This window comes from Magnetospirillum sp. WYHS-4, from assembly GCA_039908345.1.
Lineage (GTDB): Bacteria > Pseudomonadota > Alphaproteobacteria > Rhodospirillales > GLO-3 > JAMOBD01.
The window spans coordinates 1-15044 of the sequence record JAMOBD010000066.1 but is presented as its reverse complement, the minus strand read 5'-3'; the positions used below and the strand labels follow the sequence as shown (position 1 = coordinate 15044).

The window sequence follows — 15044 nt, the reverse complement described above, 5'->3', positions numbered from 1 at the left end:
CATCTCGGCCATAGGAAGCTCCCGTCTGAAGATGGTCGTGAAAAGACAACCTTGTCAGACAGGAGGCCTCGCCGCCTCCGCCACTCCCCTACCGCGAAGCGGTTTCGTTCAATCCCCTGAATCCGGCATCAGGCCAAAATTAAAGCTGCTGGGGCGGGTGCGACATCGAATCAGTAGCGGTACTGGTCGGTCTTGAAGGGGCCGTTCATGGCCACGCCGATGTAGTCGGACTGCTTCTTGGACATGACGGTCAGCACCGCGCCCAGCTTGGCCAGGTGCAGGGCGGCGACCTTTTCGTCCAGGTGCTTGGGCAGGACGTAGACCTTCTTTTCGTACTTTCCGGGATTGGCGAAGATCTCGATCTGGGCCAGAACTTGGTTGGTGAAGGAGGCCGACATCACGAAGCTGGGATGGCCGGTGGCGCAGCCCAGGTTCACCAGCCGGCCCTCGGCCAGCAGGATGACGCGCTTGCCGTCGGGGAATTCGATCTCGTCCACCTGGGGCTTGACGTTGTGCCACTTGAAGTTCTTCAAGCCGGCTACATGGATCTCGGAATCGAAGTGGCCGATATTGCAGACGATCGATCGGTCCTTCATGGCCCGCATGTGGTCGACGGTGATGACGTCCACGTTGCCGGTGGCGGTGACGAAGATGTCGGCCCGCGGCGCGGCGTCTTCCATGGTGGCGACCTCGTAGCCTTCCATGGCTGCCTGCAGGGCGCAGATGGGGTCGATCTCGGTGACGATGACGCGGCATCCGGCGTGGCGCAGGCTTTCGGCCGAGCCCTTGCCCACGTCGCCGAAGCCGGCGACCACGGCGACCTTGCCGGCCATCATGACGTCGGTGGCGCGGCGGATGCCGTCCACCAGGCTCTCGCGGCAGCCATACTTGTTGTCGAACTTGGACTTGGTGACCGAGTCGTTCACGTTGATGGCGGGCCACAGCAGGGTGCCCTTCTTCTCCATCTCGTAGAGCCGGTGCACGCCGGTGGTGGTCTCCTCGGTCACGCCCTTGATGGCGGCGCCCATCTTGGAATACCAGCCGGGCTTCTCGGCCAGGGTCTTCTTGATGGCGGCGAACAGGACTTCCTCTTCCTCGCAGGTGGGCTTGGTGATGACCGAGGCGTCCTTCTCGGCCCGCATCCCCAGATGGATCAGCAGGGTGGCGTCGCCGCCGTCGTCCAGGATCATGTTGGGGCAGCCGCCGTCGGCCCACTCGAAGATGCGATGGGTGTAGTCCCAGTATTCCACCAGGGTCTCGCCCTTGTAGGCGAAGACCGGGGTGCCCGAGGCCGCGATGGCGGAGGCGGCGTGGTCCTGGGTTGAGTAGATGTTGCACGACGCCCAACGGATGTCGGCGCCGAGGGACTTCAGGGTCTCGATCAGCACCGCGGTCTGGATGGTCATGTGCAGAGAGCCGGCGATGCGGGCGCCCTTCAGGGGCTGCTGCTTGCCGTATTCGGCGCGGATGGCCATGAGCCCCGGCATCTCGGTCTCGGCGATGGCGATCTCCTTGCGGCCCCAGTCGGCCAGGGAAATGTCGGCCACCTTGTAGTCGGTGAAGCTGCTCATGGCGCGTCTCCTGCGGATTTCGGATGTCTTGTGCGAAGGGGGCGGTTTAGCAGCAGGTCCCAAGGACCGTCAAGCGGAGGATGGATCGCTCCACATTCCGGGCGCCATCCGCTATTCTGCGGCCATGAACGATCATGCGTCGCGGCGGGTGCGGGAAGGGCTGGACCACCAGCGGGCCGGGCGGCTGGCCGAGGCCGAGGCGCTCTACCGCCAGGTCCTGGCAGCCTTTCCGCGCCACCCCGACGCCCTTCACCTGTTGGCGGTCGTCCTGCACCGCCAGGGACGACGCGACGAGGCGCGGCAAGCCTTCGACGCCGCGGCGATGCAGGCGGACATCGAATCCCGGGGTTCCGCGATCATCTTGTACAACCGGGCCCTGTTGCTGGCCGATCTGGGCGATGACGACCGGGCGGCCGAGGATTTGGCCCGCGCCGCCGATCTGGACCCCGGACTGAGCGAGGCAGCCTACAATCTGGGGCTGATCCGCCAGCGGCAGGGCAGGCTGGAAGAAGCCGAGAAGGCCTACCGCCGGGCGCTGCTTGCCGCCCCGGCGAATGGCGCCGCCTGGACCAACCTGGGGGCCGCCCTGGCCGATCTCGGCCGTCCCGACGAGGCGGTGGCGGCCCTGCACCGGGCGACGGCATTCGATCCCGCCTCGGCCGAGGCCTGCTCCTGCCTGGCGCAGGCGTTGCGGGCCGGCGGAAGGGCGGCGGAAGCCGTCGCTTGGGATTACCGGGCCGTCCGTATCGCGCCCGAACGGCCGGCCCTGTGGCAGAATCTCGCCAATGCCCTGGCGGACGGCGACTGTGCCGAACTGCCGTCCCCGACACTGGCCACCTTGCTGGCCCGGAACGACGTGGAGGTTCGCGGAGCCGCCATGGCCGCATCCCGGCGCCTTGCCGCCCGTGCCGATATCTTGCGCCTGGCCGAACGGGACGATCCGACGTCCGATGACCCCTTGCTCTTGGCCCTTCTGGCCCATGCGGTGGTGCGGGATGCGGCCGTGGAACGGGCGATGACGGCGGCCAGGCGGCGGATGCTGCTCGAAGGCGGCGGGTCGCTGGCCTTCCGCATCGCCTTGGCCCACCAGTGCTTCCTCAACGAGTACGTCTGGGACGAAACCGCCTATGAGACCGTCGCCATAGAGAACCTCGGCCTTTCCCTCGAGGAAGCGCCGGAAGACGGCATGGCCCTGGCCCTTTATGCCGCCTACAGGCCGCTGCACAAGCTGAAGGTCGCCGCCTTGGGCGGCCCGGAGTTGGCGGAACTGATCCGCCGTCAGGTCGTCGAACCGGCCGACGAGCGGCGACGCCGCGTTCCCGCACTTACCCCTCTCGATATCGGCTCCGACCCGGTGCGGGCCCAGTACGAGGAAAATCCCTTCCCCCGCTGGCGGGTCGCGCCCCATGGCACGCCGCGGCCCTTCGCCGCCGTCCTGCGCGGCCTGCTGCCGGGCGTCAACGGTATTCCGGAAAGCTCCGCCCCCGACATCCTGATCGCCGGCTGCGGCACCGGCCGCCAAGCGGTCATGTGCGCCCGGCGCTATGCCGGAGCGCGCATCCTGGCCATCGATCTCAGCCGCGCCAGCCTGGCCCACGCGATCCGTCAGGCCGAGGCGCAGGGCCACGGGGATATCCTCTTCGCCCAGGCCGACATCCTGAGGCTGGGAAGCCTGGACCGGCGTTTCGACCTGATCGAGAGCTTCGGCGTCCTGCATCACATGGACGACGCGGCGGCCGGCTTGGGCGTGCTGCGGGGTCTCCTCAAGCCGGGCGGGCTGATGATGCTAGGCCTCTACAGCGCGCGGGCTCGCGAGGACGTGATGGCGGTGCGTCGGCGGTGTGCCGGCACCGGAGGGCCGGCGGGAGACCTCGCGTCCATCCGCCGCCTGCGCCGGGAACTGCTGGCCGAGGGAGACCGCTGGTCCGGCATCCGTGGGGCCGACGGCTCGTTCTGGAGCGCTTCGGAATGCCGGGATCTCCTGTTCCATGTGCGCGAGCGGTGCTTCACCTTGCCCGAGATCGGCACTCTTCTTGCTGGGCAAGGTCTGGAGTTCCTGACCATGGAAATCGAGCGCCCGGCGGACATGCACGCCTTCCGCCAGATGTTTCCGGACGATCCGCAAGGCCGCTCCCTTGCTCACTGGGATGCGTTCGAACGCCGCTTCCCCCGTACTTTCGCCAATACCTACCGGTTCTGGGCGCGGCGAACCTGATACGGAATCCGGCTGAACCGATCAGCCGGATTCCGTATCCAGCCCGCGCGGCGTTTGAGCGTATCGTCTCCGGAATGCGAAGCATTCAGCCGGAGACGGTGTGGGTCGTAGTTGCCGGATCCCTGGCCGGTTAACAGGACGCCGCCCGGGGGCTATAGTCGATCTCCCGATCCGCACCCGGAGATGCCGCCATGCCGCCCGCCCTCAAGGACCTGTCCCTGCTTCGCGACCGCTGCTTCATCGATGGCGCCTGGGTGGCCGCCGACGACGGAACGACTTTTCCGGTCGCCGATCCGGCCGATGGGACTCCGCTGGGTTCGGTCCCCGTCCTTGGGCATGTCGAGACCGCCCGCGCCATCGCCGCGGCCCATGGCGCCTTCCCCCGGTGGGCGGGACTGACCGCCAAGGAGCGGGCGACGATGCTGCGCCGCTGGCACGACATGATCCTCGCAAACCAGGAGGACCTCGCCCTGCTGATGACCGCCGAGCAGGGCAAGCCCCTGCCCGAGGCTCGGGGCGAGGTGGCCTACGGCGCTTCCTTCATCGAGTGGTACGCCGAGGAAGGCAAGCGGGTCTACGGCGATACCATCCCCACCTTCGCCGCCAACAAGCGCGTGCTGGTGCTCAAGCAACCGGTCGGCGTGGTGGCGGCCATCACCCCCTGGAACTTTCCCAACGCCATGATCGCGCGCAAGTGCGCCCCGGCCCTGGCCGCCGGCTGCACGGTGGTGATCAAGCCGGCGGAAGACACCCCCCTTTCCGCCCTCGCCCTGGCGGCCTTGGCCGAACGGGCCGGCCTTCCCAAGGGCGTGCTTAATGTGATTACCGGCCGGCCGCAGGACATCGGCGGCGAATTGACCGCCAATCCCCTGGTCCGCAAGCTGTCGTTCACCGGTTCCACCGCCACCGGCAAGCTTTTGATGCGCCAGTGCGCCGACACGGTGAAGAAGCTGTCCCTGGAACTGGGCGGCAACGCGCCCTTCATCGTCTTCGACGACGCCGACCTGGATGCCGCGGTAGCCGGGGCCATGGCTTCCAAGTACCGCAACACCGGCCAGACCTGCATCTGCGCCAACCGCATCCTGGTGCAGGACGGCGTCTACGAGGCCTTCGCCGCCCGGCTGGCGGAGGCGGTGAAGGCTCTCAAGGTGGGTCCCAGCCTGGAAGGCGGCAACCAGCAGGGCCCGCTCATCAACGTCCGTGCCCTGGAAAAGGTGGAACGCCTGGTGGCCGACGCCACGGCCAAGGGGGCGCGGGTGCTGGCCGGCGGGCGGCGGCACGCCCTGGGCCGCACCTTCTACGAACCCACCATCCTGGCCGACGTCACCCCCGACATGGCCTGCGCCAGCGAGGAAATCTTCGGCCCCGTCGCCCCCCTCTATCGCTTCGCGGACGAGGCGGAAGCCATCCGCCTGGCCAACGACACGCCCTACGGCTTGGCCGCCTATTTCTATTCCCGCGACGTGGGCCGCGTCTGGCGGGTGGCGGAGGCCCTGGAATACGGCATCGTCGGTATCAACGAGGGCCTGGTTTCCACCGAGGTGGCGCCCTTCGGCGGCTTCAAGGAATCGGGTATCGGCCGCGAGGGGTCGCGTTACGGCATCGAGGAATTCCTGGAACTCAAGTACGTCTGCCTGGGGGGCATCGACCGATGAGCCGCTTCGATTACGACCTGCTGACCGTCGGTGCCGGTTCGGGCGGGGTGCGGGCCAGCCGCTTCGCCGCCCGGACCGGGGCCCGCGTCGCCATCTGCGAGGAAAGCCGGGTGGGCGGCACCTGCGTGATCCGCGGTTGCGTGCCGAAGAAATTGCTGGTCATGGGCGCCCAGTTCGGCGACGCCTTCGCCGACGCCGCCGGCTTCGGCTGGACGGTGGACGAACCGGTTTTCGACTGGCCCACCCTGATCGCCCGCAAGAACGCCGAGATCGACCGCCTGAACGGCGTCTACAAGCGCATCCTCCGGGAAAGCGACGTGGACCTGATCGAAGACCGGGCGGTGGTCGTCGATCCCCATACGGTGGAGGTGGCAGGCCGGCGCGTCACCGCCGCCAACATCCTGATCGCGGTCGGCGGCTGGCCTTCGACGCCGGCGATTCCCGGCATCGAGCACGTGATTTCCTCCAACGAGGCCCTGGACCTGCCCGACCTGCCGCGTCGCGTGGCGATCGTCGGCGGCGGCTACATCGCCGTCGAATTCGCCGGCATCTTCGCCGGTTTCGGAGTCCAGGTGACCCAGGTGCTGCGCGGCGACACGGTGCTGCGCGGCTTCGACGAGGACCTGCGGGTTGCCCTGGCGGAAGAAATGGGCAAGCGCGGCATCCGGCTGCGTACCGATACCGTGGTGCGTTCCGTCGAGAAGCTGCCCGCGGGCGGCTTCAGCCTGCACCTGGGCCACGAGGAAATGCTGGAAACCGATCTGGTGATGTACGCCACCGGGCGGGTGCCGAAAACGGCCCTGCTGGGCCTGGAGGAGACAGGCGTCCGCCTGGACGACAAGGGCGCCGTGGCGGTGGACGACTTCTCGCGTTCCAGCGTCCCCAGCATCTGGGCCATCGGCGACGCCACCGACCGCATGAACCTGACGCCCGTCGCCCTGGCGGAAGGCATGGCCCTGGCCCGCACGCTGTTCGAAGGCACGCCGACCCGCGTCGATTACGACAACGTGCCCACCGCCGTCTTCAGCCAGCCGCCGCTGGCCACCGTGGGCCTGACCGAGGCCCAGGCGCGGGACCGTTTCGGCAAGGTGGATATCTACGTCACCCGATTCAGGCCGATGAAGCACAGCCTGTCGGGTCGCGACGAGCGCAGCCTGATGAAACTGGTGGTGGACGCGGCCACCGACCGGGTGGTGGGCTGCCACATGGTGGGCCAGGACGCGCCGGAAATCGTCCAGGGCTTCGCGGTGGCGCTGAAATGCGGCGCCCGCAAACGCGACTTCGACGCCACCATCGGCATCCACCCGACGGCAGCCGAGGAGTTCGTCACGCTACGCGACAAACTCCCCGACCATCCGAAGCGGTGACCCCCGCCATTCGCGCTTCACCTTCCAGGCCGCACCGGATAGGTTGGGTGGCGTACCGTCCGCCACCCCAGGATGTTCTCGATGCTCCACTTTGAGCCCATCCAACTCTGCCTTAACTAAGCGAGGCCGAGAAACACCAGGATTGCCCGGTTCAGCCGCACCACATCCGCGTCGTCCAGGTGACCGATCCGGTCACCCATTCTGTCCTTCGAAACCGTCGTGATCTTGTCGACCATCAGTCGCGACACGGCGCGCAGGCCGTTTCCTTCGCTCGGGGCGACCGGAATCCGGAACAAAGGCGCCTCCGTCTCGTCCGTGGTGAACACGCAGACCGTCACGGACGCGGTGGCATCGAACCGATCATCCTGGACAACTACGGCCGGGCGCGGCTTGCCGGCATAGCCGGAGCCCGAGACCGTCCACACCTCGCCGCGCCTCATGCCCGATCATGGTCCGTAACTGCGTCGATGAAGGCTTGATCCTCCCGCTCGCTCGCACTTTTCGCCACGACAAGGGATTGGCGATGGGCCTCTTCGGCGAACCGTGTCGTTCGGGTGTCGGGAACCCAAATCTGAATCGGTCGAAGGCCGCGCGCACGCATACGCTCGCGATAGCTCCTCACCTTTTCGCGCGAATCCTGCCGCCTATTTGCCGGTGTCGCCATTATACGCTCCGCATCCTAGGTTACATGTAACCTACCAGAAGCGAGACTTAAGCGCAAGGCCATCAAGCACTTTGGCCTCCTTCGCTGCCGGAGAAAGTTTGACGCCAGTCTCCTTCGGGTTGGATGTCCTGCCTGGCCCCCGCCCGCAGATCGACGGCATCGTCGCCAAGCTGGCCGACCACGCCGAACGGGGACCGGCCCTGGAGGGCCTCCGCCACCGCGTCGCCAGCCTCAGAACTGGTAGCGCAACCCGATCATGATGTCGTGGGACCGCAGGTGGTCGCCCAAGGTGGTGGCGCCGTAAGCCGTGCCCGCACTGTCGGTCCATCCCTTGGCGACGTCGGGCTTGCCCAGGTCGGTGAAGCGGTAGGACAGGTCCACCACCCATTCGGGGGACAGGGCATAGGCCACGCCGCCGCCCACTCCCCAGGCGAAGGTGTTGGAGTCGTCGCCCTTCTCGCTGCCCGACCGGCCGGCCGTCGAGGTATGGTTGATGTCCTCGGACCAATGGTGGGCCCAGCCGATGCCGGCGCCCAGGTACGGCGTGAGCCCGTCGAAGGTGCCGATGTCGTAATAGGCGTTCAGCATGGTCACCAGGCTGCGGATGTCGGTCTCGCCCTTGACGGTCGAGCCCCCGCCGGGAGACCCGTACTCCACCGTCTGGTTATGGAGCCCCAGCGTGATATCGGAGCGGAATTCCGGGCTGAAGCGATAGCCGATGCCGACCTGTCCGGCAAAGCTGTCGCCGCTGTCGCTTTCCGCCTGGGTCCCGCGGCCCGTGGGCCAGGCATTGTTGGGGCTGAGTTCCGGATCGTGGGTGATGGCGAGGCCGGCATCCAGGCGCAGATAGGCGCCGGTGCCGGTCGCAGGTTCTCCGGCGGCCTTCGTCGGCTCCGGCAGCGGGGCCATCACACCGCCCAGGCCGGTGGGCTGAGGTTCGGGAGCGGGCGCGGCGGCTGGGGCCGGTTCCGCCAACTTGGCCGGCTCGGCAGCGGGCGCCTGGGCGGCGGCCGGCGCCTTGGCCATCCCGTTGGCCGGTACCAGATCGACCACCAGCTTGCGGCCTTCGCCCTCCCCTTCGTCCGGACAGACGATGAAAATCTTCTGCACCTTCATGGGCGACTTGGTCTTGATGTCCAGCTTACCGTTGCCGTTACCGTTGGCCGGGGTGAAGCCGTAGGAGGCGATCTCGCTTTTGCCGCCGCCGGCCGAGGCAGGCGCCGTCCATTTGACGTTCTCCAGATCGACGGTCGTCGTCTGGTTGTCGGCGGCGGCGGAATGGCCGTAATGCACCGGGCCGCTCATGTCGAGCACCAGGCGGGTCTTGTCCGGATGGGTGCCGATGCGCACCCGGCTGACGGTGGCCGTCTTGTACGCCTTCTTGGCCGGTTCGGCCTTGGGCTTGGCATCGGCCTTGGGGGGCGTCTTGCCGTTAGCCTTGGCCGGCTTGGCCTCGGCCAGTTGGAAGACGCCCTGGTCCTCGGCGGCCAGGGCAGGGACCGTCAGGGCGATGGCGGCGACGGTGGCGAGCAGCAGGTTCTTGATCTTCATGAGGTCCCTCCCGAGCGGGCGATTCGCGAATCACTCCTTCCCGAATAAGGCCGTTAACGTTAACAAAAGCCTAAGAATCGCATATTTTGGGGCCATGAGGTGCCTGGATGCCACATCTTGAAGCCATCATCGGCCATCGCGGCGCCGCCGGCTGCGCCCCGGAAAACACCTTGGCCTCCTTGCGGGAAGCGGCCCGGCAGGGAGCGCACTGGGTGGAATTCGACGTCAAGCTGAGCCGCGACGGCGTCCCGGTGCTGTTCCACGACGAACGGCTGGAAAGAACGACCAACGGGCGGGGGCGCTTGTCCCGCCTGTCCCTGGCCGAGTTGCGGCGGCTGGATGCCGGCGGCGGCGAAACCGTTCCGACCCTGGCCGAGGCCATGGATCTTCTGCGGCTCCTGGATATGGGGGCGAACGTCGAATTGAAGCCTTGTCCGGGACGGGAGGTCGAAACCGCAAGGGCGGCGGCGGCGGTCCTGGCGGGGACCCCGGTTCCGGTGCTGCTGTCCAGTTTCAGCGAGGCCGCGCTCGCAGCCGTTCCCGATTGGCCGCTGGCCCTGGTGGTGGGCCGCATTCCCGCCGACTGGCGTTCGCGGCTGGAACGGCTGGGGGCCCGGGCCCTGCACTGCCGCCAGGGCGACCTGCGCCGCCGCCAAGTCGAAGAAGTGCGCACCGCCGGCCTTTCCCTGCGCTGCTATACCGTGAACGATCCGGCAAGGGCCCGGCGCCTGCTGGACTGGGGCGTCGTGTCGGTGTTTACCGATTTTCCCGGCCGCCTCCTGGAAGCCATTGGCAGAAGCCCCGTCCCTGCCCCATCTTAAGCGGCATGCATGCGTATCTGATCCAGGCCCTGGTCTTCCTGATCGCCACCGTGGTCGTGGTGCCGGTCTCCGAGCGCCTGAAGACCAGCCCGGTCGTCGGCTACCTGTTCGCCGGCGCCCTGATCGGGCCCCACGGGCTCAGGGTGATCGCCGATGCCAAGGGAGTCCTCGATCTGGCCGAACTGGGCGTCGCGCTGCTTTTGTTCACCATCGGCCTGGAACTGTCGGTCGAACGCTTCCGCATGCTGGGCCGACGTTCCTTCGCGCTCGGGGCGGCCCAGGTGGCGGGAACCGGCATCGCCGTCGCCCTGGCCGCCTGGGGACTGGGGGGTGTGGCGGCCGGGCCGGCGGTGATCCTGGGTGGCGCCCTGGCCATGTCGTCCACCGCCGTGGTGCTCCAGGTCATGATCGAACGGCACGAACTGAACACCCGGGTGGGCCGCACGGCCATCGCGGTGCTGCTGGTCCAGGATCTGGCCGTGGCGCCGTTCCTGGTGCTCATCCCCATGCTGGGCGGGGCGGACAGCGAAGCAGCCCTGGCCGCCATCGGAATCGCCGGAGCCAAGACCGCTCTCGCCTTGGGAATCATTCTGACCATTGGGCGCCTGGTGGTACGGCCGGCCTTGCGTCTGGTGGACGAAGCCAAGGCTCCCGAACTGTCCATGGCCCTGATCCTGCTGGTCATCCTGGCGACCGCCCTCGCCACCCATTGGGCGGGTCTGTCCATGGCCCTGGGGGCCTTCATGGCGGGCATGGTGATCGCCGAAACCGAATACCGCCACAAGGTCGAAACCGACATTCAGCCCTTCCGGGGCCTCATGCTCGGCCTGTTCTTCATGGCGGTCGGCATGAACGTCGACATCGGTCTGCTGGTCCAGCGGCCTTTTCTGGTGGCGGGGTTGGTTCTGGCCGTGCTGGCCGCCAAGGGAGCGGTGCTCGCCCTGGCCGCAAGGGTTCTCGGCTATGGGACGGTCACCGCCGCCCGCCTGGGCATCGTGATGGCCCAGGGCGGCGAATTCTCCTTCGTGCTGCTGAGCCTTGCCCTGGCCGCCGGAGCCCTGCCCTGGCAGGTTGCCCAGCCCTTGCTGCTGGTGGTCGCCGTCACCATGGCGCTTACGCCCTTCCTGGCGGCCCTGGGCGGGGGATTGTCGCGGCGCTTCGAACCCCACCAAGCCCCCGGCGTCGAAAGCTTGCGCGCCCTCACGGAAGACCTGGAAGACCACATCGTGGTCGCCGGGTTCGGCCGGGTGGGCAAGGATGTGGCGAGCCGCTTCAAGCGCCACGGCGTGGCTTTCGTGGTGCTGGAAACCGACCTGCGCAAGGTCATCGACGGCAACGCGCTCGGCTTCCCGGTCTTCCATGCCGACGGCACCGACCCGGAAGCGTTGGATGCCGCCGCCATCCCCAAGGCCCAGGCGGTCATCGTCGCCATCGGCGAAGCCAAGGGCGCGAAGGAACTGGTCGCCCTGCTGCGCTATCTGTTCCCGGAAATGCGAATTCTCGCGCGGGCCCGCGACTATGCCCACGGGCGCGAACTGGTGCGCGCCGGGGCGACCGAGGTCGCCATCGAGATGCAGGAAGCCGGCCAGCAGTTGGCCGGGACCTTCGTGGTCCCGGTCGACTGACACCGGCCAACACTCGATCCGACTCGTTGGCCGGTATCGAGCGGCCATTGAGGCCGCGGCCAAGCGAGCGCCCGGCAAGGGTAAAGATGAAGATACCAACCGGCCAATTCATTGGCCGGTTGGTATGATGCCGTTGCTTCCTACCACTCGATCTTTTCGACGCCCGAGAATGTAAGTTCGCTGCCGTCTTCCAGGCGGATGGTGCCGGAGACGTCGCCCTCGAACTCCAGGCCGGCTTCGGTTTCGGTGTAGCCCACGTCGCTGTCGAGTTCGAGCGTCCAGTCGCCGGCATTCGGCTTGTTGCTGATGCCGGTCAGTTGGATGGTATCGGACCAGCCGCTGCCGCCATCGAAGTAGTCGCTGCCCGCGCCGCCGCCGAAGACGAACAGGTCGTTGCCCGATTCGCCGTAGACGTCGTCGTCGCCCGAGCCGGCCACCATGGTGTCGTTGCCGGAGCCGCCGTAAACGGTATCGTTGCCGGCGCCGTCGAAGACGGTATCGTTGCCCGAATCGGCTCCCAGGGTGTCGTTACCCTCGCCACCCGACAGCACGTCGTCGCCCGAACCGCCCCAGACGGTATCCTTTCCGTCGCCGCCGAACAGGGTGTCGTTGCCATCGTCGCCGCCGATGGAGTCGTCGCCCGTTCCGCCGTCGATGACGTCGTTGCCCGAGCCGCCCCAGGCGGTATCCTTGTCGGCACCGCCCAGAAGCACGTCGTTACCGCCGTCGCCGTAGAGGGTATCCTTGTCGGCGTTGCCATAGAGCGTGTCGTCGCCCGAACCACCGCCCATGGTGTCCTTGCCGGAACCGCCGTCCACCACGTCGGTGCCCGAGCCGCCCCAGTAGGTGTTGTGACCGCTGGAAAGCGTCGATCCGAAGGAGCCCGGCACGTCCGGAGCATCCGGCGCCTCGGGGGCCGCGTAATCGTGGCCTTCGTTGTCCATGCCCACCGCGGCGGCATCGCCGCCGCCCGCATCGCCACCTTCGTCGCCACCGCCCGCATCCGCACTCACATCGACGCTGAGCGTCTGGACCGTGGTCGCCGTCGACGTTCCATCGGTGGAGGTGACCGCGATGGACAACTGGAAGTCCGTGGTCACGCCGCTCTGGACGGTCATGGTGAGGTCGGTCAGGTCCTCGCGTTCGATGGACCAGGTGCCGTTCCCGTTATCGGTGCCGGCGCTGAAACTGACGCCGTCCGGCACGCCCGAGATGACGATCATGCCGAGCGTTTCGGAACTGTCGCCCAGGCTGGCCGAGATGTCGAGATCGTAGACCGTCTCGGTGCCCGCCGATCCGCCGCTGGTGTCGGACGGGTTGGTGCCAACCAGATTGGACGAGGTCACCGTGCCGTCGGCGAACTGGAACTTCTCGACGTTGCTCACCGTGTCGGTGCCGTCGCGCCCGACCACCAGATCGCGCACGCTGTAGCTGCCGTCCGCGTTCTGGGTCACCATGTACTGGGCCCGGTTGCCGCTGAACACCGCGATGTCCGCGCTGCCGCTGCCGCCGTCCAGGACGTCGTTGCCCTCGTTGCCGGCCATGATGTCGTTGTCGCTGCCGGCTGTCAGACGGTCGTTGCCGGTGCCGCCGATCAGGATGTCGTTGTCGTCGCCGGTGCTGATGACGTCGTTGCCGGCGCCGCCGGAAACGAAGTCCTCGGCGGTATTGCCGGTGATGGTGTCGTTGCCGGCGCTGCCGAAGTAGTTGCCGTCGCCGACGATGCCCTGGAAGCTGTCGCTACGCTGGTCGGCGCCCTGGAAGAAGTCCCAGCCGTCGTCGAACGAGAAGTCGTCCTGCAACTGCAGCTTCTCGACCCCGTCGAAGGTCAACGAACTGCCGTCGGCGAAGTTGATGACGCCGGTGGCACCCGACGAGAATTGCAGGTAGCCGCTCTGCGCCGTGTAGCTGCCCGACGTCATGGTGATGGTGAACTGGCTGGCGTCGGTGATGACGCCGTTGTCTCCCATCAGCACCATCTGGTCGGTGCCCGAGCCGCCATGGAAGGTATCGTCGCCGCCGCCGACTTCGAAGACATAGAGATCGTTGCCGCCGCCGCCCCAGGCCTGGTCGTCGCCGCCGCCGCCGACCATCATGTCGCCGGAACTGTCGCTGCTGTAGATCTTGTCGTCGCCCAACCCGCCCAGCAGCCGATCGTCCGTGCTGCCCGAGCCGGTGATGGTGTCGTCGCCCTTGCCGGCGTCGATGAAGTCCTCGCCGCTGCTGCCGCCGGTGGAAATGACGTCGTTGCCTGCGCCGCCCGCCAGCGAGTCGTTGCCCGAGGTCCCCGTGATCGTCCGCCCCGTCGTGTCGTCCACCACGCTCTGCTGGCCGGCGCCCAGGGTGACGTTCAGGCCGGCCTCGTCGGCCACGCCCGAGACGTTCACCGTGAAGGTGTCCGTCGCCGTCGAGACGTCCGAACCATCCACCGACTGCGCCGTCACGGTCAGGTTGAAGCTGCCGCTATAGTCCTGCGGCGGGGTCACGGTCAGGCCGGAAAGCTGTCCGGAGGACACGGTCCAGGTACCGTCGGCATTCTCGGTGCCGGCCGACAGGCTCGCCCCTTCGGGCAGGCCGGAAATCGTGAAGGTATTGGCCGAACCGGTGATGTTGAGGGCGATGGAATTGTCCTCGGTCCCCGAGACGTTGGCACCGTCCACCGTGGCTTGCTCCGCCATCGGATTAACGTGAACCTGGAAACTGTCGGTCGCCGTCGCCTGCGAGGTGCCGTCGACCGATGTCGCCGTCACCGACAGGTTGAAGTTGCCGTTGTAGTTGGTCGGCGGGGTGATGGTCAGGCCGTTCAGTTCGCCGCCTGTCAAGGTCCAGGTGCCGTCGCCGTTATCCATGCCCGCCGACAGGCTCGCCCCTTCCGGAACGCCCGCAATGATGATGGACATGGTTTCCGAGGCATCCGTCAGAGCCGCCGAGATGTTCAAGGCAATGGCGCTGTCCTCGTTGCCGGAGACGTTGACGCCGTCCAGGGTCGGGCTATCGGCGACGCCGGCCAGATTCATGGTGGCGGAACCGGAAGCCGTGCCGCCATGGCCGTCCGAAACGGTGTAGCTGAAGGTCACCGCGCCGCTGTAGTTGGCGTCCGGCGTGAAGGTAACGGTGCCGTTGCCGTTGTCGACGATGGTCCCGTGGTTGGACGTGATGTTGGCCGCCGACAGGCTGTCGCCGTCCAGATCGGAAGCATTGGCCAGCAGGTCCGCCTTGCTGATGACCACCGAGGTATCTTCCGTCCCCGCGCCCAGCGTCACCGTGCTGGTGGTCGGGCCGTCGTTCACCGCCGCCACGTTCATCGTGGCCGACCCGGAAGCCGTCCCGCCGTGACCGTCCGAAACCGTGTAGCCGAAGGTCACCGCGCCGTTGTAATTGGCGTCCGGCGTGAACGTCACCGTCCCGTCGCCGTTGTCCACCACCGTGCCGTGGTCGGACGTGATGTTCGCCGCCGACAGCGCGTCGCCGTCGACGTCCGCAGCGTTCGCCAGCAGGTCCGCCTTGCTGATGACCACAGAGGTATCTTCCGTCCCCGCGTCCAGCGTCACCGCGCTGGTGGTCGGGCCGTCGTT

Annotated in this window: 10 protein-coding genes; 5 read left to right on the top strand and 5 right to left on the bottom strand. The window is 67.3% G+C overall.

The features are described from left to right. Positions 1–170: 170 nt before the first annotated feature. Complete coding sequence (gene ahcY / locus H7841_15360; protein MEO5338250.1) at positions 171–1571, bottom strand: adenosylhomocysteinase; 1401 nt, start codon at positions 1569–1571, stop codon at positions 171–173. Here ahcY and H7841_15355 point away from each other — a divergent pair. The 3 genes from H7841_15355 to gor all read left to right on the top strand — a co-directional run bounded on the left by H7841_15355 (position 1570) and on the right by gor (position 6808). Beyond that, positions 1570–3786 (top strand): tetratricopeptide repeat protein, encoded by a 2217-nt coding sequence (locus H7841_15355; GenBank protein MEO5338249.1) that lies wholly within the window; start codon positions 1570–1572, stop codon positions 3784–3786. The genes ahcY and H7841_15355 overlap by 2 nt on opposite strands. A gap of 191 nt (positions 3787–3977) precedes the next feature. Beyond that, entirely contained in the window at positions 3978–5441 is a 1464-nt protein-coding gene (locus H7841_15350; GenBank protein ID MEO5338248.1) for an NAD-dependent succinate-semialdehyde dehydrogenase, read from the top strand. Next, entirely contained in the window at positions 5438–6808 is a 1371-nt protein-coding gene (gor, locus tag H7841_15345) for a glutathione-disulfide reductase (protein MEO5338247.1), read from the top strand. The genes H7841_15350 and gor overlap by 4 nt, the downstream gene beginning before the upstream one ends. Positions 6809–6924: 116 nt before the next feature. Here gor and H7841_15340 read toward each other — a convergent pair whose 3' ends face one another. The 3 genes from H7841_15340 to H7841_15330 form a co-directional block, all read right to left on the bottom strand. Further along, positions 6925–7248, bottom strand: a complete 324-nt coding sequence (locus H7841_15340; GenBank protein ID MEO5338246.1) for a type II toxin-antitoxin system PemK/MazF family toxin — start codon at positions 7246–7248, stop codon at positions 6925–6927. Then, the gene (locus tag H7841_15335) at positions 7245–7409 is read right to left on the bottom strand and encodes an antitoxin MazE family protein (protein ID MEO5338245.1); all 165 of its coding nucleotides are present in this window, start codon (positions 7407–7409) and stop codon (positions 7245–7247) included. The genes H7841_15340 and H7841_15335 overlap by 4 nt, the downstream gene beginning before the upstream one ends. Positions 7410–7703: 294 nt before the next feature. Next, positions 7704–9023 (bottom strand): porin family protein, encoded by a 1320-nt coding sequence (locus H7841_15330; protein ID MEO5338244.1) that lies wholly within the window; start codon positions 9021–9023, stop codon positions 7704–7706. Positions 9024–9130: 107 nt separating this feature from the next. On the opposite strand from H7841_15330, the gene H7841_15325 reads away from it, so the two are divergent. Further along, a complete protein-coding gene (locus tag H7841_15325) occupies positions 9131–9844 on the top strand; it encodes a glycerophosphoryl diester phosphodiesterase (GenBank protein ID MEO5338243.1) in 714 nt (237 codons plus the stop codon). A 5-nt stretch (positions 9845–9849) separates the two neighbouring features. After that, a complete protein-coding gene (locus tag H7841_15320) occupies positions 9850–11469 on the top strand; it encodes a monovalent cation:proton antiporter-2 (CPA2) family protein (GenBank protein MEO5338242.1) in 1620 nt (539 codons plus the stop codon). A gap of 140 nt (positions 11470–11609) precedes the next feature. Here the strand turns inward: H7841_15320 and H7841_15315 are convergent. After that, the coding region (locus H7841_15315) for a cadherin-like domain-containing protein (GenBank protein ID MEO5338241.1) at positions 11610–15044 on the bottom strand (3435 nt) is incomplete at its 5' end.

Excerpts from the sequence above, each read along its gene's own strand:
- H7841_15355 (MEO5338249.1), top strand. The coding sequence starts at position 1,570 with ATGGCGCGTCTCCTGCGGATTTCGGATGTCTTGTGCGAAGGGGGCGGT.
- ahcY (MEO5338250.1), bottom strand. The coding sequence starts at position 1,571 with ATGAGCAGCTTCACCGACTACAAGGTGGCCGACATTTCCCTGGCCGAC.
- H7841_15350 (MEO5338248.1), top strand. The coding sequence starts at position 3,978 with ATGCCGCCCGCCCTCAAGGACCTGTCCCTGCTTCGCGACCGCTGCTTC.
- gor (MEO5338247.1), top strand. The coding sequence starts at position 5,438 with ATGAGCCGCTTCGATTACGACCTGCTGACCGTCGGTGCCGGTTCGGGC.
- H7841_15340 (MEO5338246.1), bottom strand. The coding sequence starts at position 7,248 with ATGAGGCGCGGCGAGGTGTGGACGGTCTCGGGCTCCGGCTATGCCGGC.
- H7841_15335 (MEO5338245.1), bottom strand. The coding sequence starts at position 7,409 with ATGCGTGCGCGCGGCCTTCGACCGATTCAGATTTGGGTTCCCGACACC.
- H7841_15330 (MEO5338244.1), bottom strand. The coding sequence starts at position 9,023 with ATGAAGATCAAGAACCTGCTGCTCGCCACCGTCGCCGCCATCGCCCTG.
- H7841_15325 (MEO5338243.1), top strand. The coding sequence starts at position 9,131 with ATGCCACATCTTGAAGCCATCATCGGCCATCGCGGCGCCGCCGGCTGC.
- H7841_15320 (MEO5338242.1), top strand. The coding sequence starts at position 9,850 with ATGCATGCGTATCTGATCCAGGCCCTGGTCTTCCTGATCGCCACCGTG.